This window comes from Synechococcus sp. HJ21-Hayes (assembly GCF_024345835.1).
Taxonomy (GTDB): Bacteria; Cyanobacteriota; Cyanobacteriia; order PCC-6307; family Cyanobiaceae; genus Vulcanococcus.
The window spans coordinates 26187-40858 of the sequence record NZ_JAGQBW010000008.1 but is presented as its reverse complement, the minus strand read 5'-3'; the positions used below and the strand labels follow the sequence as shown (position 1 = coordinate 40858).

Genomic DNA, 14672 nt, shown 5'->3' with positions numbered 1-14672 from the left:
GCGCAGATAGAGATTCGCTCACATGTCTGACGTGACCCCCACCGCCATCGGTGAAACGAACCGCCATCCGGCGATCGTGATCCTCGATTTCGGTTCCCAGTATTCGGAGCTGATTGCTCGGCGGGTGCGGGAAACCGAGGTGTTCTCCCTGGTGATGGGGTACGGCACCACGGCCGAGGAGCTGAAGGCCATCAATCCCAGGGGCATCATCCTCAGCGGCGGCCCCAGTTCCGTGTACGCCGAGCACGCGCCGGTGTGTGATCCGGAGATCTGGAACCTCGGCATTCCCGTGCTTGGCGTTTGCTACGGCATGCAACTGATGGTGCAGCAGCTGGGGGGCTCGGTGGTGGCCGCCGGCCGCGCTGAATACGGCAAGGCACCGCTCCACGTGGACGACCCGATCGACCTGCTCACCAACGTGGAGGACGGCTCAACGATGTGGATGAGCCACGGCGATTCCGTGGAGCGCCTGCCCGAGGGGTTCGTGCGGTTAGCCCACACCGACAACACGCCCGAGGCGGCCGTTGCCGACCACCAGCGCCGCCTATACGGCGTGCAGTTCCACCCCGAGGTGGTGCACTCCAGCTGCGGTATGGCCCTGCTGCGCAACTTCGTTTACCACATCTGTGGTTGTGAGGCCGATTGGACCACCGCCGCCTTCATCGATGAGGCCGTCGAGGACGTGCGCCGGCAGGTGGGCGACAAGCGGGTGTTGCTGGCCCTCTCGGGCGGCGTGGATTCCTCCACCCTCGCCTTCCTGTTGCACAAGGCGATCGGGGATCAGCTCACCTGCATGTTCATCGACCAGGGCTTCATGCGCAAAGGCGAGCCCGAGTTCCTGGTGGAGTTCTTCGACAAGCGCTTCCACATCAACGTGGAATACATCAATGCCCGCGAGCGCTTCATCAACAAGCTCGATGGAGTTACAGATCCGGAAGAGAAGCGCAAGCTGATCGGCACGGAGTTCATCCGGGTGTTCGAGGAGGAGAGCAAGCGCCTCGGCCCCTTCGACTACCTCGCCCAGGGCACCCTGTACCCCGATGTGATCGAGAGCGCCGGCACCAACGTGGACCCCAAGACCGGCGAGCGGGTGGCGGTGAAGATCAAGAGCCACCACAACGTGGGCGGCCTGCCCAAAGATCTGCAGTTCAAGCTGGTGGAGCCCCTGCGCCGCCTGTTCAAGGACGAGGTGCGCAAGGTGGGCCGCAGCTTGGGGCTGCCCCAGGAGATTGTGGGTCGCCACCCCTTCCCAGGCCCAGGCCTGGCGATCCGCATCCTCGGGGAAGTGACCAGCGAGAAGCTGAACATCCTGCGCGATGCCGATCTGATCGTGCGCGAGGAGGTGAAGGAGGCCGGTCTCTACAACGAGATCTGGCAGGCCTTTGCGGTGCTGCTGCCGGTGCGCAGCGTGGGGGTGATGGGCGACAAGCGCACCTATGCCTTCCCGATCGTGCTGCGCTGTGTCTCGTCGGAAGACGGGATGACGGCCGATTGGTCGCGCCTGCCCTATGACCTGCTCGAGACGATCTCCAACCGCATCGTGAACGAGGTGAAGGGCGTGAACCGGGTGGTGCTGGACATCACCAGCAAGCCCCCCGGCACGATCGAATGGGAGTGAGCTGAGCTGGCGGGTCCCGATGGGCTCCGTTACCCTCGGGGCCCCCAGCCCTGGTGCCTTGACCGCCGCCCCTCAGCAGGACCTCCAGCTGCAGCGCCGTCTTCAGCAGGACAGCATTGAGCTGGCTGGCAAGGTTATTTACCTCAATCCCTTCCTCTACTGGCGGCGTTTTGACGCCAACACCGACCGCTGGTTGCGGGAGCCGGGCCAGCTGCCGGAGGAGCAGATCAGCAGCAACCGCACCCGCTTCTATCCCGAGCTGGCCTGGGATCTGCTCGCCCCGGAGGACGCAGCCATCAAGGATGGCGCTGTGGAGATGTTCCTCAAGAGCCTGGAGCTGATCAGCACCTTCAACCCCGAGCTCAGTGCGGGGCATTTGCTCGAAGTGGAGCGCAAGATGGCTGTCACTAAGAAGCGCTCGTTTGAGCGCTGGGTGGCCAAGTCGCTCAAGCGCCGCCAGCAGCAGCTGGACAACGAACGCCGCCGTTTCGACCGTGAGCGGGTGGTGCGGGATTGGGGCGAGTGGCTGATCCTGCCCGTGACCCGCCAGGCCTTGCTGCCCATGAGTGCCCTGCTGGTGCTGGCTGGGGCTGGTGGCTGGTGGCTGGGGAGCCAGCAGTTCTGCCGCCAGCAGATCGTCCAGCCCGGCATCGAGCGCCAGCCCTGAGCGCCCGCCGGGTTCCGGGGCACTGCAGACTGGGACTCCTTGAGGTTCCCGGCACGACCGGCTCACCATGGCGGCTGATCCCCTCGATAGCTTGCGCCTGGCTCTGATGCAGGAGGTGCTCCCCGTGGGTATGGCCGTGGTGGAGCGGGCCCGCCGCGGCGGCGCCAAGGATGTGGTGGAGGCCTTCACCACCACCGCCGATCCCCTGGGTCAGCTCAAGCAGGAGGGTGATGCTGCGGCGCGCAGCGTCCGGGATGGATTGGATCGCCTGCAGCCGGGCCTGGGCAATCCCGTGATGAAGGTCAGCGTGGAAACGGTGCCCGATGCTCCTGCGGACGCGGCATCCCCCGAGCTGGGCGCCAGCGACCACAGCGAGCTGCAGCGCACCCTCGGCCGCATCGCCGAGCGGCTCGCGGTGCTGGAGCAGCGCCTGGCCGCTGAGGGAGCCTGAGGCCCGTGGGTCTGGCGCCAACCTCCCATCGCCATTCCGGCATGCAGCAACAGCCGGCGATCCTGCTGGCTCTGGTGGTGGCCCTGGCCGGTGCCATGGGCTTGCGCCTGGCCTGGTTGCAACTGGTGCACGGCAGCGAGAACCGTGCCCGCGCCGATGAAAACCGCATCCGCCTGGTGCCCCGCAACCCGATGCGGGGCCGGATCCTGGATCGCCATGGCCAGGTGTTGGTGTCCAGCCAGCTCACCTACAACCTCTACATCCAGCCCCGCCAGGTGAGTGCCGCCCAGTGGCCGGCCTTGCGTGGCCAACTCGCCAGTGTTATCGGGATTCCCGCCCCGCTGCTGGATCAGAAGCGCCAGGCCGGTGCCAACGACGAGGGTTATCGCATTGAGCTGGCCCACAGCCTTAAGCCGGAGCAGGTGCTGCGCTTCCGCGAACAGGCCCCCACCTTGAAGGGGGCGGAGGTGGATGTGGATTACCTGCGCGCCTACCCCTACGGCAGCCTTGGCTCCCATGTGCTCGGCTACACCAGCGCGATCACGGCCGAGGAATACGACAAGCTTGAGGAGAAGGGCTATCGGGTGCAGGACCGGATCGGTCGCAGTGGCATCGAGAGCGCCTTTGAATCGCATCTGCGTGGGGAATGGGGCGGCCAGCAGCTGGAGGTGAATGCGGCCGGCCAGGTGCAGCGGGTGCTGGGGGATAAGCAGGCCAAGGCGGGCAAGGATCTGCGCCTCACCCTGGATCTGGAGCTGCAGAAGGCCGCCGAGCGGGCTCTCGATACGGTGCGCAAGGGGGCGATCATCGCCATGGATCCCCAGACCGGGGCGATCCGGGCCATGGCTAGCCGCCCCAATTTCGACCCCAACATGTTCTCCACGGGCCCCACCACGGCCCAGTGGAATGCCCTCAGCCGGCCTGAGGCACCGATGCTGAACCGAGCCTTCCAGGGGTTTCCGCCGGCCAGCACCTTCAAGCTGGTGACCACCATCGCCGGGATCGAATCGGGGGCGCTACCGGCGGACGGCACGCTGCCCACAATGAATTCCTTCTGCTACTACGGCCAGTGCTACGGCGACCATGGCGCCTTCGGTTCCATCGGCCACCGCATGGCCCTGGCGGTTAGCAGCAACAGCTTCTACTACCAGCTCGGCCTCAAGGTGGGACCGGATGGCCTGTTCAAGGCCGCCCGGCGCCTGGGCTACGGCAGCCTCACGGGCATTGAGCTGGCGGATGAGGAAACCCCTGGGTTGCTGGGGGACCAGGCCTGGAAGAAGAAGGTGCTCGGGGAGCCCTGGACGCCCGTGGACACCATCACCTCCTCCATCGGCCAGGGCGCCGTAACGGTGACGCCCCTGCAGATGGCGCGGCTCTACGCGGCGGTGGCCAATGGCGGCTGGTTGGTGACCCCTCACCTGGTGGAGCGTCCCACCAAGCGCACCTGGATCGGCCTCAAGCCCGCCACCCTCAGAGTGCTGCACGATGGCTTGCGCCAGGTGGTGACCAACGGCACCGCCACGATCCTCAACGATCCCAGCCTGCCTCCGGTAGCTGGCAAGACCGGCACGGCCGAGGATCCGCCGCGGCCGGACCACGCCTGGTTTGGGGGCTATGCCCCTGCCCAGAAACCCACCCTGGTGATCGTGGCCTTCGGCGAAAACAGCGGCGGCTATGGCGGAACCGTTGCGGCCCCCATGGTGAAGGCGCTGATGACCACCTGGTTCCGCGGCGTCAGCCCGCCAGGGCGGGGGTCCCCCGCTGGCTGAGCACTTGGCGGTAATAGCCGCGCAGTTGCTCGGTGGCGCCGGCCCAGCCCCAGCGCTCCGCTTCGTCCCGGGCGTTGCGGCGCAGTTGTTGGCGCTGGCTGGCATCCCCCAGTAGTCGCTCGGTGGCGGCCGTGAGGCTGCCGGCACCGCCGTCGGGGCCATCGGGCTCATACAGGCAGCCGTTGATCCCATCGCTCACGATGTCGGGGATGCCGCCGCGGTTGGCGCCCACTACGGGGCAGCCGGCCGCCATGGCTTCCAGCAGCACCAACCCCAGGGTCTCGGTGCTGCTGGGGAATAGGAAGGCATCGGCGCTGGCGTAGGCGCTTGCCAGCTCCTCTCCCGCCAGGTAGCCCACGAATGTGGCGGCGCTGCCAGCAAACAGGGTTTCCAGCTGCTGGCGGAAAGGGCCATCACCCACCAGGGCCAGGCGGGCCTCGGGCAGGGCATCCAGCACCGGGCGGATGCGTTCGATCTGCTTTTCCGCGGAGAGGCGACCGATGTACAGCAGCAGCTTGCCGGTGTTACTGCGGCCGCCCAGCAGCCGCTCGCGCATGGCTTGGCTGCGCAGTTCGGGGCGGAACATCTCCGTGTCCACCCCCCGCTGCCACAGGGCCGTGTGCTGGATGCCCTTCTCACTCAGCTCGGCCACCATCGCCGTGGAGGTGCAGAGGTTGAGCTGGGCCTGGTTGTGGGCCGCCTTGAGCAGTTCCCACAGCACCGGTTCCAGCATTCCTAGGCCGTAGTGCTCCAGGTATTTGGGCAGGTGGGTGTGGTAGCTCGCCACTAGGGGGTAGCCCTTGCTCTTGGCCAGCCATATGCCCCCCAGGCCCAGCACCGCTGGGTTCACCACATGCACCAGATCCGGCTGAAATGCGTCCAGTGCCTCGGACACCATCGGGCGCGGCAGGGCCAGCTTCAGCTCGGGGTAGAGGGGTAGCGGCATGGCAGGCACACCAACCACTTGGGCCCCCATGTAGGTGTCCGGCGCACCCTCGGGGCAGAAGATCAGCACCTCATCGCCGGCCGCCACCAGATGCTGCACCGTCTTGGTGAGCCGGGTCACGATGCCGTCAACCTTCGGCAGGAAGGTCTCGGTGAAGAGGGCGATCTTCAAGGGGGGTGTCCGGCTCAGGTGACCTGGATGGCCTGGGCCTGGGCCTGGGTCCAGGCAGAGACGCAGGGAATGCGACTGCGGTCGCAGCGGTCGGCCCAGCGGCGTGCCACGTCCACCACTTCTGCCAGAAGGCCGTCGTCGAGGGTGGTGGGATTGAGCCCCAGCTCGATGAAACAGCGGTTGTCCACGATCAGGTCGTTCTCGACGGCCTCGTTGCGGGGGTTGGGCAGGTAGTTGATCTCGGCTCCGGTGAGACTCGCCACCTTGCGGGCCAGTTCACCCACTTGGTGGCTCTCGGTCATCTGGTTGAAGATCTTCACCCGCTCACCCCTGCCCGGGGGGTTTTCCAGGGCCAGCTGCACGCACTTCACCGAGTCGCGGATGTGGATGAAGGCGCGGGTCTGGCCGCCGGTGCCATGAACGGTGAGCGGATAGCCGATGGCCGCCTGCATCAGGAAGCGGTTGAGCACGGTTCCGTAGTCACCGTCGTAGTCGAAGCGATTGGTGAGGCGTGGGTCGCGCTCGGTGGCCTCGGTGTTGGTGCCCCACACGATCCCTTGGTGCAGGTCGGTGATGCGGATTTGGTCGTTCTTGTTGTAGTAGAGGAACAGCAGCTGATCCAGCGTCTTGGTCATGTGATAGACGCTGCCCGGGCTGGCCGGGTGCAGGATCTCCTCCTCGAAGCGCGAGCCGTCCGGCTGGGGCACTTCCACCTTGAGGTAGCCCTCAGGGATGGTGGCGCCGCGGTGGGAGCCGTAGCCATACACACCCATCGTGCCCAGGTGCACGATGTGGATGTCGAGGCCGCTCTCCACGATGGCGGCCAGAAGGTTGTGGGTGCCGTTGACGTTGTTGTCAACGGTGTAGCGCTTGGTGGCGCTGCTCTTCATCGAGTAGGGCGCGGCCCGCTGCTCGGCGAAGTGCACCACGGAATCAGGCCGCTCCTGCCGCAGCAGCTCCAGCAGCCGGTCGTATTCGTTGGCAATGTCGAGGTGAACAAACCGCATCGGCAGGCCACCCACCTGTTCCCAGGCCTTGAGCCGGTCGCCCATGGTGGCGATTGGCGTGAGCGACTCCACCTCCAGGTCGATGTCGATCTTGCGTCGGCTGAGGTTGTCAACGATCACCACGTCGTGGCCGCCGTCGGCAAGGTTCACGGCACAGGGCCAACCGCAGAAGCCGTCGCCGCCGAGAACGAGAACCTTCACCCCTGAACTCCTGCTGAACGAGCGATCGCTCCGTCAGGGCAAGCTACTACAGGGATTCAGCTGATCCCCACCGCCACCGCCAGCATCAGCAGCACCAGCAGGCCCCCACCGATCAGCAGCACACGGCTGTTGCCGCTGGGACTCTCACCGGCGACCATCACCTCCATACGGGGTTCCTTGGCAAAGGCGTTGAGCCTGCCGCCGTCCTCTTCTGTGACCTGCATGGCACTGGGATGTGGTTGACGCGACGCTACGGAGCTCCGCCGGTTTTGGCTCCCCCCTGGCGGCGAACCTTTACGTGCCGATGCGGCCCGCTGTGGGCGAGCTGGCACTGGCGCTGGCGCGGATCGGCAGGCGCCCGGCCCGGAAGGCGGTGCGCCCGGCGCTGCAGGCCTGGGCCATGGCCTGGGCCATGGCGGCGGGATCCCCCGCCAGGGCGATGGCGCTGTTGATCAACAGGGCATCGGCTCCCATTTCCATGGCCTGGGCGGCCTCGCTCGGCACGCCAATGCCGGCATCCACCACCACCGGCACCGTGGCGTTCTCAATGATCAGGGCGATGTTGGCCGCGTTGCGGATGCCCTGGCCGGAGCCGATCGGTGAGCCCAGAGGCATCACCGTGGCGCAGCCCACCTCTTCCAACCGTTTGGCCAGCAGCGGATCGGCATTGATGTAGGGCAGCACCGTGAAGCCCTCCTTCACCAACTGTTCGGCGGCCTCCAGGGTGCCGAATGGGTCGGGCAGCAGGTGCTTCGAGTCGGGAATCACCTCCAGCTTCACAAAGGCGTTGTCTTCCTGGCCCGCCAGTTTCGCCAGCTCCCGCCCCAGCCGGGCCACGCGGATGGCCTCCTCGGCGGTGGCGCAGCCGGCGGTGTTCGGCAACATCCAGATCCGCTGCCAGTCGATGGCCTCCATGAGTCCCTCATGGCCGGCGGCCACGGTCTGCACCCGCCGAACGGCCACGGTCACGATGTCGCAGGCGCTGCTGTCCAGGCTGGCTTGCATGGCGGCCAGGCTGGGGTATTTGCCGGTGCCGGTCATCAGGCGGCTGCCGAAGCTGCGGCCCCCGATCACCAAGGGGTCGGGTGCCAGGGCCATGGAGGGCTGGATTCCGGCAAGGGGGCTGGTGGCGGACAAATCGGGAGATGGGGCCATGCAGCGAACGTACCGCGTGGCACTGCTCGATGCCCCGAGGCCCTCTAGCCTTTCCTCCACTAATCCACCCCCATCGTGATTCCGCTGCTGCTCGCCGCCAATCCCCTGCCGGTGGGGAGTTACGTGCCGTTCACGCCTCCGGCTACCTCGCCCCTGGCGGGCCAGGCTTCCTTCCTGGGGGAGATGGCTCCGGTGGAAACCTTCGATCCCGTGGCCCGGGCGGGTGTGCTCGCCCAGCAGATGCCGCGCCAGTGGAGCGGAACGTATCAGCCCTTTGCCGGTGGTGCGCCGCTCACCGTGGAGCTCACGCTCGCCTCTGCCACGGCCTTGGGTCAAATGGTGGATGTACGCGGGCAAATCACCGTGGGCTCTGCGTCTGCGCCGGTGCAGGGCAATCTCAATGCCAAGTCCGATCAGTTGGATCTGCTGCTACTTGGCAAGTTGGAGATGACTGGCCTCGAGATCGGTGGTGGATTCCTGGGCCTGCAGGGTTTTGGTCTTAGCGGCTGGGTGGCGCCGAGGCTTACCAATCCCGGCGGTCAGCTGGTGCTCACCCCTGTGGCGGCATCGACCCCCAGCTCAGGCCAGGTCATCCGCGGCCTCTGGTGAGCACAGCCCTAGCGGCAGAGCCCCTGGGATAGACAGCAAAAAGCCGCCCCAACGGGCGGCTTTTTTAAGCGGCGGTGCGCTCGAGCCGTTTCAGGCGTTTTTGGGCCGTGCGGTTGGCACTATCGAGTTCAAGCACTTGTTGGTAAGTACTGCGAGCCTCATCCGGCTTTTGCTGCTTTTCCAGGGCGAAGGCCAGGTTGTTGAGGGCTACCGGGTAGTCGGCCTTGGCCTTGAGGGCTGCCCGGTAGTGCTTGATGGCTGCGGCGTAATTGTTCTGAGCCGCCAAGGAGAAGCCCAGGGCGTTCTCAATCAGCGCTTGGGCCTCCGAGGGCTCGTCGCCGGCACGTTTGGCAGCCAGCTTGAGGCTTTCAGCGGCTTGGCCATAGAGGCGTTTGCGCAATTGCACGGAGCCCAACTCGTAGAGCTCAGCCGCGGAGCGAGGGGCGTCCTGGCCTGGGGCCTCGAGCCGGGCCAAGGCGGCTTCATCGCGGCGAACCAATAGGAGCTGTCGGGCTACCAGCACTGCCGCAGTGCCCAGCAGCACAATCAGACCGATCAGGTAGGCCTGGGGAAGGGAAAAATCCATGGGGCCTACCTTGCCAGCCTTCAGCCCTTAGCGGCGCCCACCACGCTGGTGAAGCTGGCGGGGTCGAGCACGGCGAGCTGGGCCAGCATCTTGCGGTTGAGCTGCACATCAGCCTTCTTGAGGCCACCGATCAGACGGCTATAGCTCAGTCCGTTCAGGCGGGCAGCAGCGTTGATGCGGGCGATCCACAGGCGACGGAAGTCGCGCTTGCGGCGGCGACGGTCGCGGTAGGCGTTGCAGAGGGCCTTCATGACCCGCTGATTGGCGGTGCGGAACAGGGAGCCGTTGCCGCCACGGAAGCCGCGAGCCAGGCGAAGGATCTTGTTGCGGCGTTTACGGGCGACGTTGCCCCTCTTGACGCGGGCCATGGGTTGATCTCAGAAAAAGGTGGAAAATCGGGGCCTGGAGCTGGCCGGTGCAGCGATCAGGTGATCAGCTGTAGGGGAGCATGGCGCGCACGTTGTCCGCATCGCGCTCGTCCACGACGGCCATGGTGCCGAGGTGGCGCTTGCGCTTGGGGCTCTTGTGATCGAGCAGGTGGTTACGGAAAGCGTGGCGGCGCATGAACTTTCCGCTGCCGGTCGCTTTGAACCGCTTGGCGGCTGCTTTGCGGGTCTTGAGCTTCGGCATTGTCTACGCGCTCGGGCACAAAGAAGGAAGGTACGACGCGGGAGTGCCTTCCGCCAACTCCCCTAGCGTCATTTCAGTTGTGACTGCGTCCCCATGGGCCCTGCCTGGCCGCACCTTGCTCGCTTCGCTGCGGGCCTGGGCTTGATGGCGCTGGGCTCGGGCCTCTCGGCCTGCCGTGCCGATGGGCTGACCCACTGGCCTGTGCCTGCCCCGCCAGTGCCGTCCGACCGGCAGCCCCTGCTGTGGGTGGCGCTGGCAGCGCACCTGGGGCCCCGCACGGCGGCTGCCGCGGCCACCACAGCGCCCCTAGTGCTGGAGGGCGCCTCGGCCCCATTGCAGTTGCTCGACGCGGCCGGCCAGCGGGCCACGGGCCAGCGTCTGGCCCTGCAGTGGCGTGCCGTGCCGCTGGCCGAGCCCCTGCGCCTGCAGCGGCTGGTGGCCGGGCCGTTTCCCAGTTTTGAAAGTGCCGACCAGGTGGCCGCCGCCTGGCGGCTCCAGGGTGTGGCCCCCGTGATCGCGCATCCCGGCGACTGGGAGGTGTGGGGTCCGGCGGGATCTCCAGCTCCATCCGGCCAGGTGCTGCGCCGCGTCACCATCACCGCCACCCACCGCATCGCCCTGCAGCTGCCGGCAGGCTCGGGTCGGGCCGCCGTGCTGCTCAAGGGGCCAATCCAGATCCAGGCCCCTGGGGGACTGCGCTGGCGGGATGGCGTCTACGCCGGGCCCTTGCGGCTGCAGAGCGATGCCTATGGCAGCTGGACCTTGGTGGAGCAGGTGCCCTTGGAGCGGTATCTCCAGGGGGTGGTGCCCCACGAGATCGGTGCGGGAGCGCCGGCGGCGGCTCTGGCGGCCCAGGCTGTGCTGGCTCGCACTTGGGCCCTGCGCAACCAGCACCGCTTTGCTGTGGATGGCTATCACCTCTGCGCGGACACGCAATGCCAGGTGTATGGCGATCCACGCCATGCCAGTGCGTCCGTGCGGCAGGCGATTCAGGTCACCCAAGGCCGGGTGTTGAGCTGGCAGGGGCAGCCGATTCACGCCGTCTATCACGCCAGCAATGGCGGCATGGCGGCGGGTTTTCAGGAGAGCTGGGGCGGGGCTCCGCTGCCTTACCTCAGGGCCTTCCCCGATGGTCCTGCCAGTTATGCGGCGGCTTATCCCGTACCGCTGCGGTCGGCCAACGGGCTCGCCTCCCTGCTCCGGAGTGGTGGCCAGGCCTATGGCGCCGACCATCCCCGGTTCCGCTGGCAACGTTCCCTGGATCGGGCCCAGATCAGTCGTGCCCTGGGGGCCTCCGCTGCAGGCCTGGGCGAGCTGAGCCAGGTGCGGGTGATCGAGCGCGGGCCCAGTGGCCGGGCCCTAGCCCTGGCCTTCCAGGGAACCAAGGGCCAGCTGGTCCTGCGCCGCGATGCCATCCGCCGCAGCCTGCGCCAACTGCCCAGCACCCTGTTCAGCGTGGTGCCAACGGCGCCAGGGGTGTGGCGGTTTGAGGGAGGAGGGTTTGGCCACGGCGCCGGCCTGTCCCAGGCGGGGGCCATGGATCTGGCCCGCCGGGGCTGGAGCCTCCAGCGGATTCTCAGCCACTACTACCCGGGCACGACCTTGGAGCCGTGGGGAAGTCTGAGCAAGGGCCTTTAGAGTTTCGTCATCATCGGGGATGCCATGACCGTCGGCGGCACAGCCACAGGAGCCCGCCGTCTCAAGGCTGCCCTGTTCCTGCTCGGCTGCGGTGCAGCGGGGATGGCCCCCCATTGGCTGCCCGACGGGCAGCGGCTGGTTCCCGCCTCCGCGCTCACCCTGCTGCTGGGCCTCTACGCCCTGCGTACCGTGTTTGTGCCCGTGCTGCGCAGCAGCGCTCCCAAGGCTGCGGCACCTGGCTGCAGTGTTGATTTGGACGGGTGGCCGGCGGTGGATCTGGTGGTGGCCGCCCGCGACGAGGAGGCCGTGATCGGTCGGTTGGTGGAGCGGCTGGCCCAGGTGCGCTACCCCCAGGGCCAGCTGCGTTTCTGGGTGGTGGACGACGGCAGTGAAGATCGCACTCCCGAAGTGCTCGCCGCCTACCAGGCCCGCTATCCGCAGTTGCAGGTTGTTCGCCGCAGCCGCCAGGCCGGTGGCGGCAAATCCGGGGCCCTGAACACGGTGCTGCCTCAGTTGCAGGGCCGCTGGTTGATGGTGCTGGATGCCGATGCCGAACTCCAGAGCGATGTGCTGGAGCGGTTGGTGCCCTTTGCCGAGCAGGGGGCCTGGGGGGCTGTGCAGCTGCGCAAGGCCGTGGTGAATGCCGATCGCAACCTGCTGACCCGGGCCCAGGCCATGGAAATGGCCCTCGACGCCGTGATTCAGCAGGGGCGCCTCAGCTCTGGTGGTGTGACCGAGCTGCGCGGCAATGGCCAGTTACTGCGTCGGGAGGTGTTGCTCGCCTGTGATGGCTTCAACGAGGCCACGGTGACCGACGACCTGGATCTCAGCTTTCGTTTCCTGGTGCAGGGGGAGCCGGTGGGACTGCTCTGGGATCCGCCGGTGCAGGAGGAGGCCGTCACGGCGTTGCCGGCCCTCTGGCGCCAGCGCCAGCGCTGGGCGGAAGGGGGGCTGCAGCGCTTCTTTGATTACTGGCCCAGCCTGACCGGGTCTGGTTTGACGGCCACCAAGAAGCTCGATCTGCTCTGCTTTTTTCTGCTCCAGTACGTGCTGCCGGTGATGGCGCTGGCGGATTTGATCGGTGCCGCGATCACCGGCACGGCCCCGGCGATGTGGCCCCTCTCGATTGTTGCCTTCGGCCTGTCTGGGGGAGCCATCCTGGCCGGCTGCAGGCGCAGCGCAGAGGGCCCGGCCCTGCCGGTCATGCATCCCTTCAACCTGGCCCTGGGCATCCTGTATCTCAGCCACTGGTTTGTGGTGATCCCCTACACCACCCTGCGGATGGCGCTCCTGCCCAAGCGGCTGGTGTGGGCCAAGACGCTCCACGTGGGCGATGGTGTGCTCGACGCCTCTGCAGACGCCGATCTCACCACCCAGGTGTCCTGAGCTCAGGCGGCCGTTTCCTGCATGGCGTCATCCGCGTCGGGCAGGGGGCCATCCAGTTGGACTACTTCGCCGTTGAAGAAGTCCGCCAGTCGCTTGGCCTTGTCGTCGATCAGCTCCGGTTGGCCTGACCTGGGAGGGGCCGCCGTTGGTGCAGGTGGTCCGGCAGGGACAGGTGCAGGCGCAGCAGGCTCCTGGGCAGCTGGCGCTGGCATCGGTGCAGCCGCGGCGACCGGGGTGCTCTGAACCGGTTTGGGTGTTGCTGCTGGCGCCGGGGGTGGCAGTGGCGCGGGTTTGCTGGGGGCCGCCGGGGCGGGAGCGGTTGCCATCACGGCCCCCCCCGACCCCTCTAGCACCACCTGACGAGGACTGCCGAGGGCCATTTGGACCGCCTTTTCCAGCAACGGCAGCCGGCTCTGCACCATGGCCATCCAGTTGCCGGCCACCTGCACCACGGCTCGCTGTTGGTCGAGCCGCGCCAGCACCGCTTGCTGGGACAGGAGCATCCGAGTGGAGGGCAGTTCCAGCCCCGCCAGGATCTGTTGCCAGAGCTCCTGGAGGTTGGGGCTGCTGGTCTCCCCGTTGGTGTCCGCTGCGGTGGTGTTCGGTGTGGGTTCCGCTTCCGGCTCTGGGTGGGGCTTCGGCCTGGTTTCCGGCACGGGTATTGCCACTGCAGCTGCGACTGGCGCTGGCACCGCTGCAGGCACCGCAGTAACGCGGGGGGCCGCTGCCTGGGCCTCGGCCAGCAGACCCAGCAGCAGCACCTCCAGCCACAGCCGAGGCTGGACGCTCTGGCGCAGCTGCTGTTCGCTGCCCTTGAGCTGGGCCTGCCACTGCAGCAGGCGCGCCTTGCCGATCTTGCGGGCTAGGGCCGGTAGATGGGGCCGGAACTGGGGCGAAAACCTGGTGAGTTCCAGTCGATCCGGGGCCACCCCTGCCAACACCAGATCCCGCAGGAGTCCGGCCAGGCCCTGAAGCACGGCCCCGGGTTCGCGGCCCCGCTCCAGCAGCGTCCGGATGGCCTCAATCACCCCCATGGGCTCGCTGCTGGCCAGGGATTCCGCCAGCTGCAGCAGCTCCTGCTCCGGCACGGCCCCCACCAGGTCCCATACCGCCTGCGGCTCGATCGGCGCCGGCAGCAGGCTGAGCTGATCTAACAGGCTCTCGGCATCCCGCAGGCCCCCCTGGGCCCGCTGGGCCACCACGTGCAGGGCTTCGGCGGTGATGCCGATCTGTTCCTGCTCGGCGATCCAGGTGAGGTGGTGCTCGAGGGCGTCGAGCGGAATCCGCCGGAAATCAAACCGCTGGCAGCGGCTGAGGATGGTGGGCAGCACCCGCTGGGGGTCGGTGGTGGCGAGCACGAACACCACTCGCGGCGGAGGCTCTTCCAGGGTTTTGAGCAGGGCGTTGAAGGCCGCCGTGGAGAGCATGTGGCACTCGTCCACCACGTACACCTTCCAGCGGGCCTGCACCGGCGCGAAGCGCGACCGCTCGATCAGCTCGCGGATGTTGTCGACGCCGGTGTTGGAGGCGGCGTCGATCTCGATCACGTCGAGGGCATTGCCGGCGGCGATGGAGGTGCAGAGTTCGCAGCTGCCGCAGGGCTCCGGCGTGGGCCCCTCGCTGGCGATGCAATTGAGCGAGCGGGCCAGGATCCGGGCGCTGGAGGTTTTGCCAGTGCCCCGCGGACCACTGAAGAGATAGGCCGGCGCAATTCGGTTCTGGCGCAGGGCGTTGCCGAGGGTGGCGGCAATGGCCTCCTGGCCCACCAGCTGATCGAAGCGCTGGGGCCGGTACTTGTGATGGAGAGGCTGGTAGGCGGAACGCATGGCTGGGCTCAT

The 14672-nt window shown here is 67.2% G+C and carries 15 protein-coding genes; 7 read left to right on the top strand and 8 right to left on the bottom strand.

Annotation, left to right across the window (positions count from 1 at the left end):
• Positions 1-22 precede the first annotated feature (22 nt).
• From guaA to mrdA, 4 genes are all read left to right on the top strand, one after another.
• Positions 23-1618 carry a glutamine-hydrolyzing GMP synthase gene (gene guaA / locus KBZ14_RS07835; RefSeq protein WP_255117765.1) on the top strand — a complete coding sequence of 532 codons (1596 nt, stop codon included), beginning with the start codon at positions 23-25 and terminating at the stop codon, positions 1616-1618.
• A gap of 58 nt (positions 1619-1676) precedes the next feature.
• A complete protein-coding gene (locus KBZ14_RS07830) occupies positions 1677-2285 on the top strand; it encodes a DUF8672 family protein (RefSeq protein WP_255117764.1) in 609 nt (202 codons plus the stop codon).
• 67 nt (positions 2286-2352) lie between these two features.
• A complete protein-coding gene (locus KBZ14_RS07825) occupies positions 2353-2736 on the top strand; it encodes a hypothetical protein (RefSeq protein ID WP_255117763.1) in 384 nt (127 codons plus the stop codon).
• 41 nt (positions 2737-2777) lie between these two features.
• Positions 2778-4505 carry a penicillin-binding protein 2 gene (gene mrdA, locus KBZ14_RS07820; RefSeq protein ID WP_255117881.1) on the top strand — a complete coding sequence of 576 codons (1728 nt, stop codon included), beginning with the start codon at positions 2778-2780 and terminating at the stop codon, positions 4503-4505.
• On the opposite strand, the gene KBZ14_RS07815 is transcribed toward mrdA, so the two are convergent.
• The 4 genes from KBZ14_RS07815 to KBZ14_RS07800 form a co-directional block, all read right to left on the bottom strand.
• On the bottom strand, positions 4471-5622 hold the full coding sequence (locus KBZ14_RS07815) for a glycosyltransferase family 4 protein (protein ID WP_255117762.1): 1152 nt from the start codon (positions 5620-5622) through the stop codon (positions 4471-4473). The genes mrdA and KBZ14_RS07815 overlap by 35 nt on opposite strands.
• Positions 5623-5636: 14 nt before the next feature.
• Positions 5637-6830 (bottom strand): NAD-dependent epimerase/dehydratase family protein, encoded by a 1194-nt coding sequence (locus tag KBZ14_RS07810; RefSeq protein WP_255117761.1) that lies wholly within the window; start codon positions 6828-6830, stop codon positions 5637-5639.
• A gap of 56 nt (positions 6831-6886) precedes the next feature.
• A complete protein-coding gene (gene psb34, locus KBZ14_RS07805; protein WP_255117760.1) occupies positions 6887-7054 on the bottom strand; it encodes a photosystem II assembly protein Psb34 in 168 nt (55 codons plus the stop codon).
• A 70-nt stretch (positions 7055-7124) separates the two neighbouring features.
• Positions 7125-7928 (bottom strand): thiazole synthase, encoded by an 804-nt coding sequence (locus tag KBZ14_RS07800; RefSeq protein WP_255117880.1) that lies wholly within the window; start codon positions 7926-7928, stop codon positions 7125-7127.
• A 132-nt stretch (positions 7929-8060) separates the two neighbouring features.
• Here KBZ14_RS07800 and KBZ14_RS07795 point away from each other — a divergent pair, with 132 nt between their 5' ends.
• Positions 8061-8594 carry a hypothetical protein gene (locus tag KBZ14_RS07795; protein ID WP_315856135.1) on the top strand — a complete coding sequence of 178 codons (534 nt, stop codon included), beginning with the start codon at positions 8061-8063 and terminating at the stop codon, positions 8592-8594.
• A gap of 64 nt (positions 8595-8658) precedes the next feature.
• On the opposite strand, the gene KBZ14_RS07790 is transcribed toward KBZ14_RS07795, so the two are convergent.
• The 3 genes from KBZ14_RS07790 to rpmI all read right to left on the bottom strand — a co-directional run bounded on the left by KBZ14_RS07790 (position 8659) and on the right by rpmI (position 9810).
• Positions 8659-9180 (bottom strand): tetratricopeptide repeat protein, encoded by a 522-nt coding sequence (locus KBZ14_RS07790; RefSeq protein ID WP_255117759.1) that lies wholly within the window; start codon positions 9178-9180, stop codon positions 8659-8661.
• Positions 9181-9200: 20 nt separating this feature from the next.
• Positions 9201-9548 carry a 50S ribosomal protein L20 gene (gene rplT / locus KBZ14_RS07785; RefSeq protein WP_255117758.1) on the bottom strand — a complete coding sequence of 116 codons (348 nt, stop codon included), beginning with the start codon at positions 9546-9548 and terminating at the stop codon, positions 9201-9203.
• A 64-nt stretch (positions 9549-9612) separates the two neighbouring features.
• Complete coding sequence (gene rpmI / locus KBZ14_RS07780; RefSeq protein ID WP_255117757.1) at positions 9613-9810, bottom strand: 50S ribosomal protein L35; 198 nt, start codon at positions 9808-9810, stop codon at positions 9613-9615.
• Between the two features lie 93 nt (positions 9811-9903).
• On the opposite strand from rpmI, the gene KBZ14_RS07775 reads away from it, so the two are divergent.
• Entirely contained in the window at positions 9904-11448 is a 1545-nt protein-coding gene (locus KBZ14_RS07775; RefSeq protein ID WP_255117756.1) for a SpoIID/LytB domain-containing protein, read from the top strand.
• 24 nt (positions 11449-11472) lie between these two features.
• Positions 11473-12834 (top strand): glycosyltransferase family 2 protein, encoded by a 1362-nt coding sequence (locus KBZ14_RS07770; RefSeq protein WP_255117755.1) that lies wholly within the window; start codon positions 11473-11475, stop codon positions 12832-12834.
• Positions 12835-12836: 2 nt separating this feature from the next.
• Here KBZ14_RS07770 and KBZ14_RS07765 read toward each other — a convergent pair whose 3' ends face one another.
• A complete protein-coding gene (locus KBZ14_RS07765) occupies positions 12837-14660 on the bottom strand; it encodes a DNA polymerase III subunit gamma/tau (RefSeq protein WP_255117754.1) in 1824 nt (607 codons plus the stop codon).
• Between the last annotated feature and the right edge of the window lie 12 nt (positions 14661-14672).

Excerpts from the sequence above, each read along its gene's own strand:
- guaA (WP_255117765.1), top strand. The coding sequence starts at position 23 with ATGTCTGACGTGACCCCCACCGCCATCGGTGAAACGAACCGCCATCCG.
- KBZ14_RS07825 (WP_255117763.1), top strand. The coding sequence starts at position 2,353 with ATGGCGGCTGATCCCCTCGATAGCTTGCGCCTGGCTCTGATGCAGGAG.
- mrdA (WP_255117881.1), top strand. The coding sequence starts at position 2,778 with ATGCAGCAACAGCCGGCGATCCTGCTGGCTCTGGTGGTGGCCCTGGCC.
- psb34 (WP_255117760.1), bottom strand. The coding sequence starts at position 7,054 with ATGCAGGTCACAGAAGAGGACGGCGGCAGGCTCAACGCCTTTGCCAAG.
- KBZ14_RS07800 (WP_255117880.1), bottom strand. The coding sequence starts at position 7,928 with ATGGCCCTGGCACCCGACCCCTTGGTGATCGGGGGCCGCAGCTTCGGC.
- KBZ14_RS07790 (WP_255117759.1), bottom strand. The coding sequence starts at position 9,180 with ATGGATTTTTCCCTTCCCCAGGCCTACCTGATCGGTCTGATTGTGCTG.
- rplT (WP_255117758.1), bottom strand. The coding sequence starts at position 9,548 with ATGGCCCGCGTCAAGAGGGGCAACGTCGCCCGTAAACGCCGCAACAAG.
- rpmI (WP_255117757.1), bottom strand. The coding sequence starts at position 9,810 with ATGCCGAAGCTCAAGACCCGCAAAGCAGCCGCCAAGCGGTTCAAAGCG.
- KBZ14_RS07775 (WP_255117756.1), top strand. The coding sequence starts at position 9,904 with ATGGGCCCTGCCTGGCCGCACCTTGCTCGCTTCGCTGCGGGCCTGGGC.
- KBZ14_RS07770 (WP_255117755.1), top strand. The coding sequence starts at position 11,473 with ATGACCGTCGGCGGCACAGCCACAGGAGCCCGCCGTCTCAAGGCTGCC.
- KBZ14_RS07765 (WP_255117754.1), bottom strand. The coding sequence starts at position 14,660 with ATGCGTTCCGCCTACCAGCCTCTCCATCACAAGTACCGGCCCCAGCGC.